Raw genomic sequence first — 15336 nt, forward strand, 5'->3', positions numbered from 1 at the left:
TTCAAGCAAAAATAATGCCTTTCACGTAAATAAATTATGATAAATCCTTTCACTGACGAATATTTTATGAAAAAGGCTTTGCAGGAAGCGGAGATGGCTTTTGAAAAAGGCGAAATTCCTGTGGGAGCTATCGTGGTTGTTGATCATACGATAATTGCGAGAAGTCATAATTTGACAGAATTGTTAAATGATGTGACCGCTCATGCCGAGATGCAGGCGATAACAGCGGCGGCAAATTTTATTGGAGGCAAATATTTGAAAGATTGTACTTTGTATGTTACATTGGAGCCTTGCCAAATGTGTGCTGGCGCTTTGTACTGGAGTCAGATTTCAAAAATTGTTTTTGGGGCCAGCGATGCGCATCGGGGTTATGAGAAAATGGGTACGCAATTACATCCAAAAACGACCGTTGTTCGTGGGGTTATGGCTGATGAGGCTTCGGACTTGATGAAGCGATTTTTTGCCGAGAGAAGGAAGTAATGCAGTACATGGGATTCCTAGTCCGGACGGAAGTGAAAATCCTTATGTTCCGGTGTTGGTCCTATAAGATTATAGCGTGCTGATAGTGATCGGAAGGCCGGAAATTGCTCAAAAAAGCGCAAAAAAAAACTCCCCAATTTCTTGAGGAGTTTCTGATTTATTCTTTTATAACATTTCCTTTTTTGTCGTAGAAATGATATTCTAAATACGTGTAAGCGTCACGAGGTATGATTTTCACCCATTTTTTATGTTCAAAAAACCATTTTGAACGTATTGATGGAAAACCTTTGGTAAGGTATGCGGCCACAAAGGGATGTACGTTAAGCACAACGTCTTGGTGGGTTTTTAAAACTCTATCTAAATCAGAAGCAATTTTATCAATGATTAGAATTGGCGCTTCAATTTCGCCATTCTCATTGTTAGGATCTTCTTCTCTAGTTTTAATGTTTCTTTCCGGTCTTACTCTTTGTCTGGTAATCTGGACTAATCCAAATTTACTAGGAGGTAAGATTTTATGTTTCGCTTTATCATCGCTCATTTCTTCCCTCAGGAAGTCGAACAAAACTTTACGATTTTCGGGATTAGACATGTCGATAAAATCAATCACAATAATTCCGCCCATGTCTCGCAGACGCAATTGTCTGGCGATTTCGGCGGCGGCAATCATGTTGACTTCCATTGCGGTGTCTTCCTGGTTAGTGGCCTTATTAGAACGGTTTCCGCTGTTTACGTCTATGACGTGTAGCGCTTCGGTATGTTCGATAATAAGATAAGCCCCTTTACTCATGGAAACTGTTTTCCCGAATGAAGTCTTGATTTGTCTCTCTATGTTGTATTTCTCAAAAATAGGCGTATCGTTTGATTGATAAAACTTAACAATGGATTGTTTGGATGGTGCAATTTCTTGCAAATAATCCTTTGTTTGGTTGTACAACTCTTCATCATCAATTTGGATACTGGTAAAAGTATCGTTGAAAACGTCTCTCAATATTGAAGAAGCTCTGTTGAGTTCTCCTAATACTTTGGACGGATGATGAGCAGTTGGTAATTTTTTACACATTGCAGTCCATCTGCCAAGCAGGTTCTGCAAATCTTTTTCTAATTCGGCTGTATTTTTGCCTTCGGCTACTGTGCGAACAATAACACCAAATCCTTTTGGTTTGATGGATTGTACTAATCGTTTCAAACGATCCTTTTCTTTCTTGTCTTCTATTTTTTGAGAAATAGAAACGCGATCCGAAAAAGGAACTAAAACTATAAAACGTCCGGCAAGAGAAAGCTCAGCGCTAATTCTTGGTCCTTTGGTTGATATCGGTTCTTTGACGACTTGTACTAAAATAGATTGATTGGCGTTGATTACATCGGTAATGGTGCCATCTTTGTCTATTTCTTTTTCAAACTGAAAGTTTTTTAGGGAGAAATCTTTTATTTTACCTGCGCTTACAAGTTTTATGAATTTCAGTTGGGAAGTGAGGTTAGGACCTAGGTCGTGATAATGTAAGAAAGCATCTTTTTCGAAGCCTACATTTACAAAAGCAGCGTTGAGTCCGGCAACTGGTTTTCGTATTTTGGCAATAAAAATATCGCCTACCTGAAAGTTGCTTTTTTCTTCTTCTTTGTGTAATTCAATTAGTTTTCCATCTTTTAATAAGGCAAAATCTACAAAATCAGAACTAGATCGAATGATTAATTCTTTATTCACGTTGTAAATTTTTATCCGAACTTTTTAGTTTTCAGTTGTCGGTTTTCAGTTCTTGGTTTGCAACTCAGAACTCATAACTTATAACTCATAACTGAATTGTAAGGATGGATTAAACAATAATTTTAACAGGTATTGAACCCGGATGGAAGTCTAGATGTCAGATGCCAGTTTTCAGGCAGCAGTTAAAACTGCAATCTGTAACCTGTAATCTGTTTTCTTTTTTCCAAATTTCAATGAACGGTTAAAAAGAAAAAAGTAGTTTAAAACTACTTTTTCTTTTTGTGACGGTTAGCTCTCGCTCTTTTTTTACGTTTGTGCGTCGCTACCTTATGTCTCTTTCTTTTTTTACCACTTGGCATATCTTGTCGATTTTATGATTAGTTAATATTATTATTTTGCTTCGTTATTAATTTTTACTCCTTCTACAAAAACTTTTGCAGGTTTGAAAGCAGGGATGTTGTGTGCAGGAATTTTTATTGTAGTATTTTTAGAGATATTTCTACCTGTTTTCTCGGCTCTAGTTTTTACTATAAAACTTCCAAAACCTCTTAAATAAACGTTATCTCCAGTCTCCAATGAATTTTTAACTTCATTCATAAAGGTCTCAACTGTTGCTTGAACATCTCCTTTTTCAAGGCCTAATTTTTCTGAAATTTTCGCTACGATATCTGCTTTCGTCATTTTCTTTCCTTATTTATTATTTTATAATAATTTTTTTGAGTTTGCAAATATAGGAATTTAAAAAACAAATATTCAAGCTAATTCATTAAATTTTAATCACATAAACTTTTACTTTTGTCAACAAATATTTAATAATGATTTTTTCTAACTCTCTTATTCAATGGTATTTACAAAATAAACGTGATTTACCTTGGAGAAATACTACAAATCCATACGCTATTTGGCTCTCTGAAATCATGCTTCAACAGACGCGTGTTGCGCAGGGAACACCTTATTTTTTGTCTTTTATGGATGTCTTTCCCACTGTTTTTGATTTGGCCAAGGCCGATGAAGAACAGGTGCTGAAACTCTGGCAGGGTTTGGGCTATTATTCGCGGGCGAGAAACTTGCATAAAACGGCCCAATATGTAGCTTTTGATTTAGGCGGTGTTTTTCCCGCAACTTATAATGAGTTGTTGAAGTTGAAAGGTGTGGGCGAATATACGGCCGCCGCGATTGCGTCCTTTTCTTATCAGGAGCCGGTTCCGGTTGTGGACGGCAATGTGTTTCGGGTGTTGTCGCGTTATTTTGATATAGAGACCGATATTGCTTTGGCTTCCGCCAAGAAAGAATTTGCAGCCCTGGCTTTTGAACTTATGCCGAAAGATATGCCGGCAACCTTCAATCAAGCCATTATGGAATTTGGCGCTTTGCAATGTGTTCCTAAAAGTCCGGATTGCTCAATTTGTATTTTTAACGAAAGTTGTGCCGCCTTGCAAAAAAAGAAAGTGGCTCAGTTGCCTGTGAAATCCAAGAAATTGAAAGTAAGGAATCGCTACTTTAATTATTTAGTGGTTTCGGATGATGATGATAACACTGTGATTCAAAAACGCAGTTCGAAGGGGATTTGGTATAACCTATATGAATTTCCTTTAATTGAAACGGAGAAAGAAGAGGATTTTGATTGTATTGCTGACTTGCTGAAAAAAAGCGATTTTGGTTCCCATACTATTATAGGTATGATGGAGGATAATCAAAAAAGCATCATTCATAAATTGTCGCACCAACATTTGCATATTAAATTTTGGAAGATAAAAATAAAGGGCAGGATCGAAAACGGAATAGATAAGGAGCATCTGAAAACCTTTCCGTTTCCAATTGTGATTCATAATTTTATTGAAAAGGAATAAAATTAATTTCTAAAAAAATGTACCTTTGGTAGAAATGCTAGTTATACTATGAATGGAACATTAAATAAGGTAATGCTGATAGGTCATCTTGGTGATGAAGTGAAGATGCATTATTTTGATGGAGGCAACTGTATTGGTCGATTTCAATTGGCGACCAATGAAGTTTATATCAATAAAACGACAAACGAAAAGATTGTTTCTACCGAGTGGCACAATTTAGTGGTGCGCAATAAAGCGGCTGAAATTTGTGAAAAATATTTATCAAAAGGGGATAAGATCTATGTGGAGGGGCGTATAAAATCACGTCAATGGCAGACGGAGGAAGGAGTTGTGAAGCATACTTCAGAAATTCAGGTAACTGAGTTCACTTTTTTATCGACCAAAAAAGGAAATGAAAACAGCAAACAAATTCCCGATCAGGATTCCGTAAAAAACACTAACTTTGACCCACAAAATAACGGCTTGCCAATCAATGATTTGCCGTTTTGATTGTCTAACTAATCCTTTTTAATTTGGACCCAGAGCCCAGTTTAAGACTTATAAACGCACTAGATACTGAACTAGTGTTTGATTTTATCGGAATAGGTGCATTGCTTTTTTGCTCTGCAGTAGTTTCCGGAGCCGAAGTGGCCTTGTTCTCCTTGTCTCAAAAAGACATCGATGATACTATTCAAGAAAATCCTTCAAAAGGAAAAATCCTGTCAGATCTTTTACAGAAACCCAAAAAACTATTAGCGACCTTGTTAGTGGCTAATAATTTTATCAATATCGGTGTGGTAATTCTGTTTTCGTTTGTTGGCCGAAATTTGTTTTCAGCGATAAGTTCCCCGGTTTTGAAATTTGTATTGGAGGTTATCGTAGTTACTTTTTTATTGTTGTTGTTTGGAGAAGTTTTGCCCAAAGTATATGCCAGCCGGAACAGTGTGAAATTTGCTAAATTGATTGCATTTCCTATTTCCATGCTTGAAAAATTACTTTCACCTATTAGTATACCCATGCGCAACACAACCATTTATTTGCATAATAAGCTGGGAAAACAAAAAACAAATTTTTCGGTAGATCAATTGTCGCAGGCGCTGGAATTGACCTCTTCGGAAGATACTTCTTCTGACGAGCAGAAAATATTAGAAGGGATTGTGTCTTTTGGAAATACAGATACAAAACAGGTGATGAGTCCCCGAATAGATATTTTTGCATTGGAAATCACAGAATCTTTTGTTGAGATCTATTCGAAAATTATTGAGAAAGGTTATTCCAGAATTCCGATTTATCGCGATAATATTGATCAAATTGAGGGTGTTTTATTCGTAAAGGATTTGCTGCCGCATATTGATAAAAAGAATTTTGACTGGGTAACATTGATTAGAGAGCCTTTTTTCGTTCCTGAGAATAAAAAACTAGACAATTTGTTGAAGGATTTTCAAAGGATGAAAAGTCACTTGGCTATCGTGGTTGATGAATATGGCGGGACATCAGGATTGGTTTCTCTTGAGGATGTGATTGAAGAAATTGTTGGAGATATTAGTGACGAATTTGACAATGAAAATGTGGTTTATTCGATGATAGACGATCACAATTATCTTTTTGAAGGGAAAATAAACCTAAAGGATTTTTACAGAATTATAGATGTTGATGAAGATCTTTTTGAAGTTAAAAAAGGCGAGGCAGAGACTTTGGCTGGATTTATTCTGGAGATTTTAGGAAACTTCCCCAAAAAAGGACAAAAAATAGCATACGAAAATTGCCTGTTCACCGTTGAAGCTGTGGACAAAAAAAGAATAAAACAGATAAAAGTTACTATTGATGCTTAATTTAAAGTACTACCGACAAAAATCGAATCAAAATAGAATCGTGATGCAGTTGTTTGCAATTCTAGGACTGTTGCTGTTCTCGGCTTGTAAAGATGATGTTCTTCCGAAACCTTCGGGCTATTTGCGTTTGGATTATCCTGTCGCAAAATATGCCAATTTTGAGAATGAATGTCCGTTTACTTTCGAAATGAATTCAGATGCTGTGATTAAAGGCGAGAAGAATTGTGGTTTTACTATTACGTATCCAAAAATGAAGGCGACGATTTATTTGACATATAAGCCTGTGCATAATGATATTAATAAGTTGTTGCGCGACGCCCAGAAGCTCACTTTTGAACATGTAATCAAGGCAGATGATATCCTGGAGCAACCGTATTTGAATCCGGATAACAAAGTGTATGGGATGTTTTATCAGGTGGATGGAAACGCAGCTACCAACTCACAATTCTATGTGACGGATAGTATAAAACATTTTGTCACCGGTTCCGTTTATTTCTATGCCAAGCCTAATTTTGATTCCATCATGCCGGCTGCGAGTTATATTAAAAATGATATGCAGCGACTGATGGAGACCTTGAAATGGAAGTAAACTGTCTAAGGTTGTTTATAAAAGTTTTTTCATAAAAAAAGCATTCACCGCTAAGTGAATGCTTTTTTTATGAAATCAAAAAAACTAATTTGATTATGATTTAGTGCTTTTTACAGTGTATGTTTTGCCGTCTCCTGTTGCTTGAACTACTTTGGTTAAGCTTTCAGGGTTTTGGATGGTTTTGTCGAAAGTTACGCTGGCTGATTTTGTTTCAAAATCTACTGTGGCTGTTTGTACGCCGTCAAGAGCAGTCAATTCTTCTTGAATCGTTTTAGCACAACCCATGGCACAGGTCATTCCTTCAATGGTAAAACTGGCTGTTTGTAGATTCTCAGCAGCAATTTCCTTCGGCTGTTCGCTGTCGCTCGAGTCTTTTTTAACTTTTGGAGCTACTGTTTCTGTTTTTGCGATGGCAGTGTCAGGAGTAGTTTTTTTACAACTTACAAAAAGAAGGCTGGCAAGAGCTATCGCTGCAATTGATTTTGTGATATTCATATTCATTGATTTTTAGGGATTTAACAAGGGTGTAATTCGATTGCAAAATTAATAAAAAAACGAGGGCTAATTCATAAAATTATTACAATTTTGGGGCAAAATAGTGATGATGGAATCAAAACAGTTGAAATGGGTTTATTTGGCAGTTCTTGCCTTGGTTTGGGGAAGTTCTTTTGTTTTAATCAAAAAAGGGTTGATTGGGCTTACTGCTTTGCAGGTGGGTTCGCTACGAATTGTATTTGCTGCTTTGTTTTTATTGTTAATTGGTTTCAAAAGTTTGTTTAAGATTCCGAAACAGAAATGGAAATATATTGCCTTGACTTCGTTGTTTGGGACTTTTGTGCCAGCCTTTCTTTTTGCAATGGCACAAACGGAGATTGATAGTTCGGTGAGTTCCATCCTCAATTCTCTGACGCCTTTGAATACCTTGATTTTAGGAGCCTTAGTTTTTGGGGTTGGTTTTCAAAGAAGACAAGTTTTTGGTGTTTTTATTGGGCTTTTGGGTAGTTTGTTGTTGGTTTTTAACGGCGCAATGAACCATCCGGATCAGAACTACTATTATGCGATTTTGGTAATTATTGCTTCGATCTGCTATGCGGTGAATGTGAATCTGATTAAGCGGTTTTTGTCTGATTTGAGTCCGGTGAGTATTACTACGGGTAATTTTTTGGTATTGCTATTTCCGTCTTTGACTATTTTATATTTAACGGGTTTTCTTCAGAAATTCATATCGAAAAAGTACAAGAGGCTGTTTTGTTTATCATGATTTTGGGAGTTGTGGGAACCGGGATTGCCAATATTTTATTTTTCAAACTGATTCAGATTTCGTCGCCTGTTTTTGCAACTTCGGTAACGTATTTGATTCCTGTAGTGGCTTTTTTCTGGGGATTGCTGGATCATGAAATGCTTACTTCGATACAGTTTTTTGGTGCTTTTATCATATTGATTGGGGTGTATTTGTCTGCTAAAAAATAGACAGCTGTCGGTATTAGAAAAGCTATAAAACAACAAAGGCTATCAGTTACGATAGCCTTTGTTTATTATTTAAGTTTTTGACTATTTAAAGTCGGAATCAGTAACGCCTTCGTTAATGGTAACTTCAGACATTTTAATGTCTAATTCAAAACCTACATTCTGAATGATGTTGAAAGGTACTTTTACTCCTTTTACCTCTCTGTAGTCGCCAAAGTTGGTTGTTTGGGTGATGGATTTGCCTCCTTGTTCCATTGTTTTGGCTTCGGCAAGTTTTAATCCGGAAGCTACATCATAGTAAAGTGTATTTTTTCCGTTTTTGATTGCATAAGCTTCTTTTCCGTTGAAGTTTTCAATACCGTCAAGGCTGATTCCTTCTTTTTTGGAAAGATTTAATTCTTCGAATAAGACTGCACTACTTTTCATTTCGGCTAATTCGCTTCCTTCAAAGTTTTTTCTTTGTCCTTGTTGAAGAACGTAGGCGCCGGTTTCATTGACTACTTGTTTCATTAGACTCATGGTTCCCATCGCTAATTCTACGTTTAGTTTTCCTTTGCTGTCCGCTTTTGAAGTAAAACTTAGAGGAGAAGGAGCTTGTGGAATTGTAGTAGATCCTTTCATGGAGATGGTTTTTACCGCTTTTACGGCTTTTTCTCCACCAATGGCTACAATGTATTTGTCTAATACGCTTTTGAATGTAACGTCTTTCGGGATGTCTTTTTTGAAAACTGGTTTTTCGATTGGATTACCAAACTTGTCAAAATAAAACATTGGCATTTTTAGGTTTTCCAATGCTGGAGCCACTTCGGTTCCTTTACCTACAACTAGAATTCGGATATTATCGGCCAAGAAGTATTTATTGGCTACGGCTTTAATATCTTCTACGGTTACTGCATTGATGCTTCGGATGTAATTTTCGTAAAAATCAGCAGGTAAGTTCTGTGTTTCTGTGTTTAACGCATAACGGGCTACTGTTGCTGGTTTTTGGATTTGCATTACAAAGTTACCAATGTATTTTGCTTTGGCATTTTTCAAGTCGTCAGCAGAAACCAGTTCGGTTCTTATCTTTTTTAATTCGTTTAAAATTTCAACGACAGAGCTGTCTGTAACGGCATTTCTTACTGATGTTGAAGAGCGGAATTTTTCTACATATTTGCCGTATCCTATCGAAGAATAAGCTCCGTATGTCCAACCGTGTTTTTCACGTAAGTTCAGGAATAATCTTCCTTCACCACCGCCGCCAAGAATTTGGTTTGCCAAAATGGCTGCGAAGTATTGTTTGTCGGTGATTTTTAGATTGACTGTATTAACAACGGAAATTTCAGATTGCACCGCATTGGGCATGTCTACAAAGTTGATTTGTGACTGCGGTACGTTTTTAGGATCCGGATAGGTTATTTGCGGAGCAGTAGCTTTGGCCCAAGAACCAAATAGTTTTTCCACTACTTTTTTTATCTCTTTGGTTTTTACATCACCTACAATAATCAGGTATGCGTTTCCTGGAACAAAATTGTTTTTGTAGTTTGAAACTGCATCTTGCAAAGTTACTTTGTTGATGCTTTCGGCGCTTAAATATTCACCTGAAGGATGATTTACTCCAAAAGTCAACACGTTTTCAACTCTTCCTGCTACAGCAGTAATGCTTTTTTCTTGAGACTTGATAGCCTCTAGCATTTTTGCTTTTATTTTGTCGAATTCTTCCTGAGTGAAAACGGTGTTTAGAGCGCCATCTGCCATTAATTCTAATATTCTGCCGGAATATTTTGACAATCCGCTGGCAGAAGCTCCATTAGCATCAAAACCGATATTTGCTCCTAAGAAATCTACTTCTTCATTGAAGGCGTCTTTGGTGGTTTTGGTGGTTCCGCTTCCTATAAGTTGGCTTGTAATATCGGCAACTCCTTTTTTGTCTCCTTCGGCATAAGGCATGTTGTCTAAGCTTAATCGGAACGAAACTCTTGGTAATTTATGGTTTTCAACCACCATTACTTTTAGTCCGTTTTTTAGTTCAAAATTGTTGGATTTGCCAATTTTGATTGTTGGAGAAGCGGTGGCTTTTGGTTGTGGAATTATTTGTCCTTGCATAGCTAAAGTCAAAAACAGACTGGATATTATATATATTGTTTTTTTCATGATGTTGGTATTAATTATTGGATTTGTCAGTTGGAACATAATCTAATACTAATCTTTGGTTTGGATTTAGGTATTTTTTGGCAACCTCTCTAATCTCTTCCGGAGTGATAGAATGGTATATTTCAATCTCAGTGTTGATTAGATTTACGTCTTTGTACAATAGGTGAAAAGTGGCAAGATTCTCAGCAATTCCTTCAATTGTGGAATTACTATTTACGTATTGATTGTCGTATTTGTTCTGTAATTTCTTTAATTCTTTATTCGAAATTAATTCCGTTTGCAATTTTACGATCTCAGCATCAATTTCTGCCAGGATGTTCTCGGCCGTGCTTGGAGCTTGCGGTAAGCCATACAGAATGTATGTTCCGTAATCTTCCTGGCTGTAGCTGAATGCGCCAATTTGTAAAGCCATTTTTTTGTCGTCAACAATTTTTTTGTACAATCTGGAGCTTTTTCCATCGCTTAAGATTGTTGAAATGAAATCCAATACTCTCGCATCACGCGTTTTCATCGATGGCGTTCTGTAGGAAGCAACCACCATTGGAATTTGGATGTTTGGATCTTCAAATTTTGATTTGATGGTTTTGGTAATAGGTTCTTCTACGAAAGTTTCTCTTTCAATAGCTGCGCCTTTCTTAATGACACCAAAGTATTTTTGAATCCACTCTTTCGCTTGGTTTTTGTCGAAATCTCCGGCAACCACAAGAACAGCGTTATTTGGAATGTAGAATTTCTTGTTGAAATCTTGAAATTCAGCCAGTGTTGCTGCATCTAAGTGTTCCATTGATCCAATGGTTGTCCAGCGATAAGGATGGTTTGTAAACATTTTTTTCTTTACTTCAGGAATCAATTGACCGTAAGGACTGTTGTCATAACGCAATCTTTTTTCTTCTTTAACCACTTCATTTTGAGTGTCAACCCCGATTTGGTTGATAACTGGGTGCAGCATTCTTTCGGCTTCCATCCATAGTCCTAATTCCAGATTGTTAGAAGGGAATACTTCGTAATAATACGTACGGTCTTCGGTGGTGTTGGCATTGTTTGTCCCTCCATTTCCGGTAACAATTTTAAACCACTCGCCACGTTTGATGTTTTCAGTGCCTTCAAATAAAAGGTGTTCGAAAAAGTGGGCGAAACCAGTTCTTTCCGGGTTTTCATTTTTGGCACCTACATGGTACATTACTGATGTGATTACAACTGGTGCCGAAGGGTCATTTTGTAAAATAACGTGCAGACCGTTGTCTAAAGTATATTCTTCGAAGGCTACTTTTTGAGCAGAAACGGCTCCTCCAAGTAAAAGTGTGGCGCTTAATGCCATTATTGATTTTTTCATAAGAATTAATAAAATTATATTGGTAATAAGTAGCAATAGTAGTTCTATTGTTACATCAAAAGTAATTTTTTTTAATGATTAAATAGGAAAATTACTGCTTTTTTATCGAATATAGATAAGTTTGATACTGGTATCTTGTATTGGCTTATAGGTTCTAAATCAAGGTAAAAGAAAGAGGCTGTATTTTTTTGGCACAACTGATTGCTTAGTAAATATTTAATTGTATATTTGCAACCTTAAAAATTAATAAAACAATTTGTTATGTACGCAATCGTAGAGATAGCAGGGCAACAATTCAAAGTAAGCAAAGACTTAAAGGTTTATGTTCACCGTTTGGCTAATGAAGAAGGTTCAAAAGTTTCTTTTGATAAAGTTCTTTTATTAGACGATAACGGAAACGTTACTTTAGGCGCCCCAGCTATAGAAGGTGCTTCTGTAGAAGCTAAAGTGTTACAACACTTAAAAGGAGATAAAGTTATCGTTTTCAAAAAGAAAAGAAGAAAAGGATACAAAAAGAGAAACGGTCACAGACAGTATCTTACTCAAATTGTAATTGAAGGTATTACTTCAACTGGTGCTAAAAAAGCAGCTCCTAAAAAAGCGGCGGTAGAAGCAACTGCAGAAACTGCAGCTCCAAAAGTGAAGAAAGCTCCAAAAGCAAAAAAAGAAGATACTCAAGAATAATAACAAAATAAAACTAATACGTCATGGCTCACAAGAAAGGTGTCGGTAGTTCCAAGAATGGTAGAGAATCAGAATCGAAACGTTTAGGTGTTAAGATTTTTGGTGGACAAGCTGCTATCGCAGGGAACATCATCGTAAGACAAAGAGGTTCAAAACACAATCCAGGTGAAAATGTTTACATCAGTAAAGATCACACCCTACACGCAAGAGTAGATGGAGTGGTACACTTCCAAAAGAAAAGAGATAATAAATCATACGTTTCTATACTTCCATTTGAAGTTGAAGCATAATTGATTTTCTCAATTTATTTAAAAACCCGTTTCGAAAGAAGCGGGTTTTTTTGTGTTCTTAGTTTTTTAAGGTGGAATGAGTTTATTTATGATCTGTCAATTTAAAAGTTTATTTTTTAGGTTTTGAACTCATAAAAAAAGCCATTCTAAGGAACGGCTTTTGGCTTTTGATGTAATGAAAGTATTTCGTGGAAGTTTTAGTCGTTTCTGAAATTTTGTCCTTCTCTTCTGTTGTTCTCTCTGTTTCCAGGCATTTTTTTCATACCGGCAAAATCTTCGATTTTATAGGTTAAAGAAAATAAGGCGTATCGCTTTAAAATAGTGTTTTCTTCATCGCGTATGGTTGTGGCCGAAATAGTTCTGGAATAGCTCTGATTTTGATTCAGGACGTCATATACCTTTATTTTTGCAATCAGTTTTTTGTCAAATAAACCATAGGATAAACTAGAGTTCCATTGGTAGAAATTATTATTTGTTCTGCTGGCATCATAAGTGTAGCCAAAGTCGTTTCCGAAAATCCAATTTTTAGGCCAGTAGTTTGTGGTTTGTAAATTAATTCTGTGAACAGCATTCGATCTTCCGCTAATCTGATAATTTTGATATTTGGATTCATTATACGACATACTGTAGGAAGGGGCGATGGTTAATAATTCTCCGTAATCATAATTAAAATACATTCTAGGACTGATTCCTATTGATTTTGCCTCATATAAAACGCCATCTGTAAAACCTTTGTTCAATGAGTAGCTTCCTCTAAGGCCTATTCCATATCGAAAGACATGTGCTTCTTTTTTTATGGTTTGATTCCAGTTTCCTCCCAATGAAGTCGAATAGGTTCCCGATATGTTCTCGTAGGTGGTTGTTCTTTTTCTGCTTTGGTCAAAAACGGTACTTGAAATAATTTCGCTATTATTATAAGTTGCGCTTGCAAATAAATTGTAGCCAGAACGAGTTCTGAAATCAAAATTTCTGAAATCTAAGCTAATATTGTGCTTTTCATTGGGATTTAAATCAGGATTCCCTATTACAGTGTTCAATGGATTAGATAAATTGGTAATCGCCAATAATTGACTTGATGAGGGCAGGCTATTAAGGTAATCATATTTTAAAGCTACAAATTTAGAGCGCTCGATTCGGTATCTGATTTGTGCGCCTCCATAAGGCAGCAGGTATTTTTTATTTAAATTGGCAGCTTCTCCTTTGTAGAAGGAATAGTTGTCAAATTGTATAATCGAAGTGCTGGAATTTAAGTTAAAAGTAAATTTGTTCTTCTCAAAACTCAAACCAACTTTTGGACTAATTGAGTTTTGTCTGGAAGTGGTATAGGTAGATAATCCTTCATTTAAAACAGAAAAGCTGTTTGAATTGGTATCAAAATCGTAGGTTTTTAAATCTTTGATTTCGTTCTTCCAGTCAAAATCGGCTCCAAAACGGACACGCAAAGAGTCAGTAATAGGTTCGGTATACTCGATATCAGCCGAATAGGAATCGGAGACGTTGTCGTTTTTGCTCTTTTGATTTCGAATGTCATTTGATTCGAATATGCCATCCTTGTAAAGAATTGTGGTAGATTCAGCAAAAGTGTCTGAGTCGCTGTTGTTGTTATTGTTGTTGAAAACAAAACTTAAATTACGTGCTTTTTTTTCAAAAGCTCTATTGAAATTGATCGAATTTCCAAAACTGGTTGATTGGTTTTCTCGCAGCGATATTGAATTGCTTTCGTTTAATAATTGGTCATTTTCGTCTTTAGAAAAGCTGTCGGAGTTATTGGAACTATTCGAACGAGATAAATTGACATTTGGTCTAACGACTATTCGTGTCTTAGGATCAATTTTATATTCCAATTCAAAATTAGCTTTATTTCCAGTGTTTTCATCTTTTGAGCTTGAATTCGATTCTGTTGTGAAATTCCCGGTTGGTTGAAAGTTTACTGTTTTAGATCGGTTGTCGTTTGTAGTAGTGGTATTGTTGAACGAGTAATTTGCCGAAGCATCAAAACCTTTAAACCATTCGTCAGTATAGTTAAATCCTCCTAAATTTGACTGCGTAATTCCTTTTCCGCTTCCTGATGAGGAATTGTTTGAGCCTCTATTGTTTCTCCCGCCACCCATGCTGTCAAAAACTTCATCCATAGAGAAGCCTGTAGAGTTGATGTTGTTAGACGAAGCTAAGACACTAATTTTTTGTTTGTTATTAAAGAAATTCATCACCATACTGCTTTCGTAACGATTGTCGGTGCCGTAACCTCCTAAAAATTTTCCAAACATACCTTTGTTTTTGTTGTCGTCGATAGTGAAGTTAATACTCGAAAAATCAGAAGTAGATTCTTGTTTTGATAATTCTTCTTTTTTGGTTTTAAAATCAGAAACCTGAACTTTATTGATGATTTCGGCAGGTAAGTTTTTTAAAATCATCGCTCCATCTCTGTCAAAAAAGGTTTTTCCATTGACTAGAAATTGGGTTACGTCTTTTCCATTAACCGAAACTTTTCCGTCACTGTCAATTTCAACACCGGGCAACTGTTTTAGCAGTGTTTCTACATTTGAGTCTGGGCGCACCTTAAACGAAGAGGCGTTAAATTCTAAGGTGTCTTTTTTTACTCGAATAGGCGGTGCTTCTGTTTTTATCGTTACTCCATCCAATGCGTTGAAGGATTCAGATAGGTAAATATTGTTGAAGTTTTTGTTTTCTGAGATTTTTGGCAGTTCTTCTGTAAATGTCTGAAACCCCATAAAACTGACTTTTAGAAATACAGGTTTATCATATTTCTTAGTTGTAAATTTAAATATGCCTTCCTTGTTGGTTGTGGCGTATTCTAATACGGCTGAATCTTTTACAGTAGAAAAATAGACGGTAGCCGCTTCTAGCGGAGTTTGGTCATTGATGTTTAAAACTTTACCGCTAATGCTGTATTGTTCTTGGGCATTAGTTAGAAAAGGAAAAATTAAAAAAAGCAGAATGGAGTAGTACTTTAGCATATTAGATTTATTTGACTGC

The 15336-nt window shown here is 36.2% G+C and carries 13 protein-coding genes and 1 pseudogene; 8 read left to right on the forward strand and 6 right to left on the reverse strand.

The window, feature by feature from the left end:
- Positions 1–36: 36 nt before the first annotated feature.
- Complete coding sequence (locus BUB25_RS06770; RefSeq protein ID WP_072942182.1) at positions 37–480, forward strand: nucleoside deaminase; 444 nt, start codon at positions 37–39, stop codon at positions 478–480.
- Between the two features lie 157 nt (positions 481–637).
- Here the strand turns inward: BUB25_RS06770 and BUB25_RS06775 are convergent, their stop codons facing one another.
- Together BUB25_RS06775 and BUB25_RS06780 are read right to left on the reverse strand one after the other, a co-directional pair.
- Positions 638–2182: an Rne/Rng family ribonuclease gene (locus BUB25_RS06775; protein WP_072942185.1), complete on the reverse strand. Its 1545-nt coding sequence runs from the start codon at positions 2180–2182 to the stop codon at positions 638–640.
- Positions 2183–2572: 390 nt separating this feature from the next.
- Entirely contained in the window at positions 2573–2863 is a 291-nt protein-coding gene (locus tag BUB25_RS06780; RefSeq protein ID WP_016989051.1) for an HU family DNA-binding protein, read from the reverse strand.
- Positions 2864–2997: 134 nt separating this feature from the next.
- On the opposite strand from BUB25_RS06780, the gene mutY reads away from it, so the two are divergent.
- From mutY to gldD, 4 genes are read left to right on the forward strand one after another with little or no spacing between them, the layout of a single operon-like run.
- Positions 2998–4032, forward strand: coding sequence for an A/G-specific adenine glycosylase (mutY, locus tag BUB25_RS06785; RefSeq protein ID WP_072942188.1), 1035 nt, complete (start codon positions 2998–3000; stop codon positions 4030–4032).
- 48 nt (positions 4033–4080) lie between these two features.
- Positions 4081–4521: a single-stranded DNA-binding protein gene (locus tag BUB25_RS06790; protein ID WP_072942190.1), complete on the forward strand. Its 441-nt coding sequence runs from the start codon at positions 4081–4083 to the stop codon at positions 4519–4521.
- A gap of 23 nt (positions 4522–4544) precedes the next feature.
- Positions 4545–5843, forward strand: coding sequence for a gliding motility-associated protein GldE (locus BUB25_RS06795; RefSeq protein ID WP_072942192.1), 1299 nt, complete (start codon positions 4545–4547; stop codon positions 5841–5843).
- Between the two features lie 43 nt (positions 5844–5886).
- Complete coding sequence (gene gldD / locus BUB25_RS06800; RefSeq protein WP_106357464.1) at positions 5887–6432, forward strand: gliding motility lipoprotein GldD; 546 nt, start codon at positions 5887–5889, stop codon at positions 6430–6432.
- A 93-nt stretch (positions 6433–6525) separates the two neighbouring features.
- Here the strand turns inward: gldD and BUB25_RS06805 are convergent, their stop codons facing one another.
- Positions 6526–6927, reverse strand: a complete 402-nt coding sequence (locus BUB25_RS06805) for a heavy-metal-associated domain-containing protein (protein ID WP_072942793.1) — start codon at positions 6925–6927, stop codon at positions 6526–6528.
- A gap of 109 nt (positions 6928–7036) precedes the next feature.
- On the opposite strand from BUB25_RS06805, the pseudogene BUB25_RS06810 reads away from it, so the two are divergent.
- Positions 7037–7902, forward strand: a pseudogene (locus BUB25_RS06810) (DMT family transporter).
- A gap of 81 nt (positions 7903–7983) precedes the next feature.
- Here the strand turns inward: BUB25_RS06810 and BUB25_RS06815 are convergent.
- Both BUB25_RS06815 and BUB25_RS06820 read right to left on the reverse strand, forming a co-directional pair.
- Positions 7984–10032, reverse strand: a complete 2049-nt coding sequence (locus tag BUB25_RS06815) for a M16 family metallopeptidase (RefSeq protein WP_072942795.1) — start codon at positions 10030–10032, stop codon at positions 7984–7986.
- Between the two features lie 10 nt (positions 10033–10042).
- Positions 10043–11365, reverse strand: a complete 1323-nt coding sequence (locus tag BUB25_RS06820) for a M16 family metallopeptidase (RefSeq protein ID WP_072942196.1) — start codon at positions 11363–11365, stop codon at positions 10043–10045.
- A 261-nt stretch (positions 11366–11626) separates the two neighbouring features.
- Between BUB25_RS06820 and rplU the strand changes: the two genes are divergently transcribed.
- Positions 11627–12049, forward strand: coding sequence for a 50S ribosomal protein L21 (gene rplU, locus BUB25_RS06825; RefSeq protein ID WP_072942198.1), 423 nt, complete (start codon positions 11627–11629; stop codon positions 12047–12049).
- A gap of 23 nt (positions 12050–12072) precedes the next feature.
- Positions 12073–12339 (forward strand): 50S ribosomal protein L27, encoded by a 267-nt coding sequence (gene rpmA / locus BUB25_RS06830; RefSeq protein WP_066333538.1) that lies wholly within the window; start codon positions 12073–12075, stop codon positions 12337–12339.
- Positions 12340–12536: 197 nt separating this feature from the next.
- On the opposite strand, the gene BUB25_RS06835 is transcribed toward rpmA, so the two are convergent.
- The gene (locus BUB25_RS06835) at positions 12537–15317 is read right to left on the reverse strand and encodes an outer membrane beta-barrel protein (protein WP_072942200.1); all 2781 of its coding nucleotides are present in this window, start codon (positions 15315–15317) and stop codon (positions 12537–12539) included.
- Positions 15318–15336: the final 19 nt, after the last annotated feature.

The sequence above is a fragment of the Flavobacterium granuli genome, assembly GCF_900129705.1.
GTDB lineage: Bacteria > Bacteroidota > Bacteroidia > Flavobacteriales > Flavobacteriaceae > Flavobacterium > Flavobacterium granuli.

What these genes read in the sequence shown, in the direction of transcription:
- rpmA (WP_066333538.1), top strand. Translation starts at nt 12,073, where the DNA reads ATGGCTCACAAGAAAGGTGTCGGTAGTTCCAAGAATGGTAGAGAATCA.
- BUB25_RS06770 (WP_072942182.1), top strand. Translation starts at nt 37, where the DNA reads ATGATAAATCCTTTCACTGACGAATATTTTATGAAAAAGGCTTTGCAG.
- BUB25_RS06790 (WP_072942190.1), top strand. Translation starts at nt 4,081, where the DNA reads ATGAATGGAACATTAAATAAGGTAATGCTGATAGGTCATCTTGGTGAT.
- gldD (WP_106357464.1), top strand. Translation starts at nt 5,887, where the DNA reads ATGCAGTTGTTTGCAATTCTAGGACTGTTGCTGTTCTCGGCTTGTAAA.
- BUB25_RS06815 (WP_072942795.1), bottom strand. Translation starts at nt 10,032, where the DNA reads ATGAAAAAAACAATATATATAATATCCAGTCTGTTTTTGACTTTAGCT.
- BUB25_RS06835 (WP_072942200.1), bottom strand. Translation starts at nt 15,317, where the DNA reads ATGCTAAAGTACTACTCCATTCTGCTTTTTTTAATTTTTCCTTTTCTA.
- rplU (WP_072942198.1), top strand. Translation starts at nt 11,627, where the DNA reads ATGTACGCAATCGTAGAGATAGCAGGGCAACAATTCAAAGTAAGCAAA.
- BUB25_RS06805 (WP_072942793.1), bottom strand. Translation starts at nt 6,927, where the DNA reads ATGAATATCACAAAATCAATTGCAGCGATAGCTCTTGCCAGCCTTCTT.
- BUB25_RS06780 (WP_016989051.1), bottom strand. Translation starts at nt 2,863, where the DNA reads ATGACGAAAGCAGATATCGTAGCGAAAATTTCAGAAAAATTAGGCCTT.
- BUB25_RS06820 (WP_072942196.1), bottom strand. Translation starts at nt 11,365, where the DNA reads ATGAAAAAATCAATAATGGCATTAAGCGCCACACTTTTACTTGGAGGA.
- mutY (WP_072942188.1), top strand. Translation starts at nt 2,998, where the DNA reads ATGATTTTTTCTAACTCTCTTATTCAATGGTATTTACAAAATAAACGT.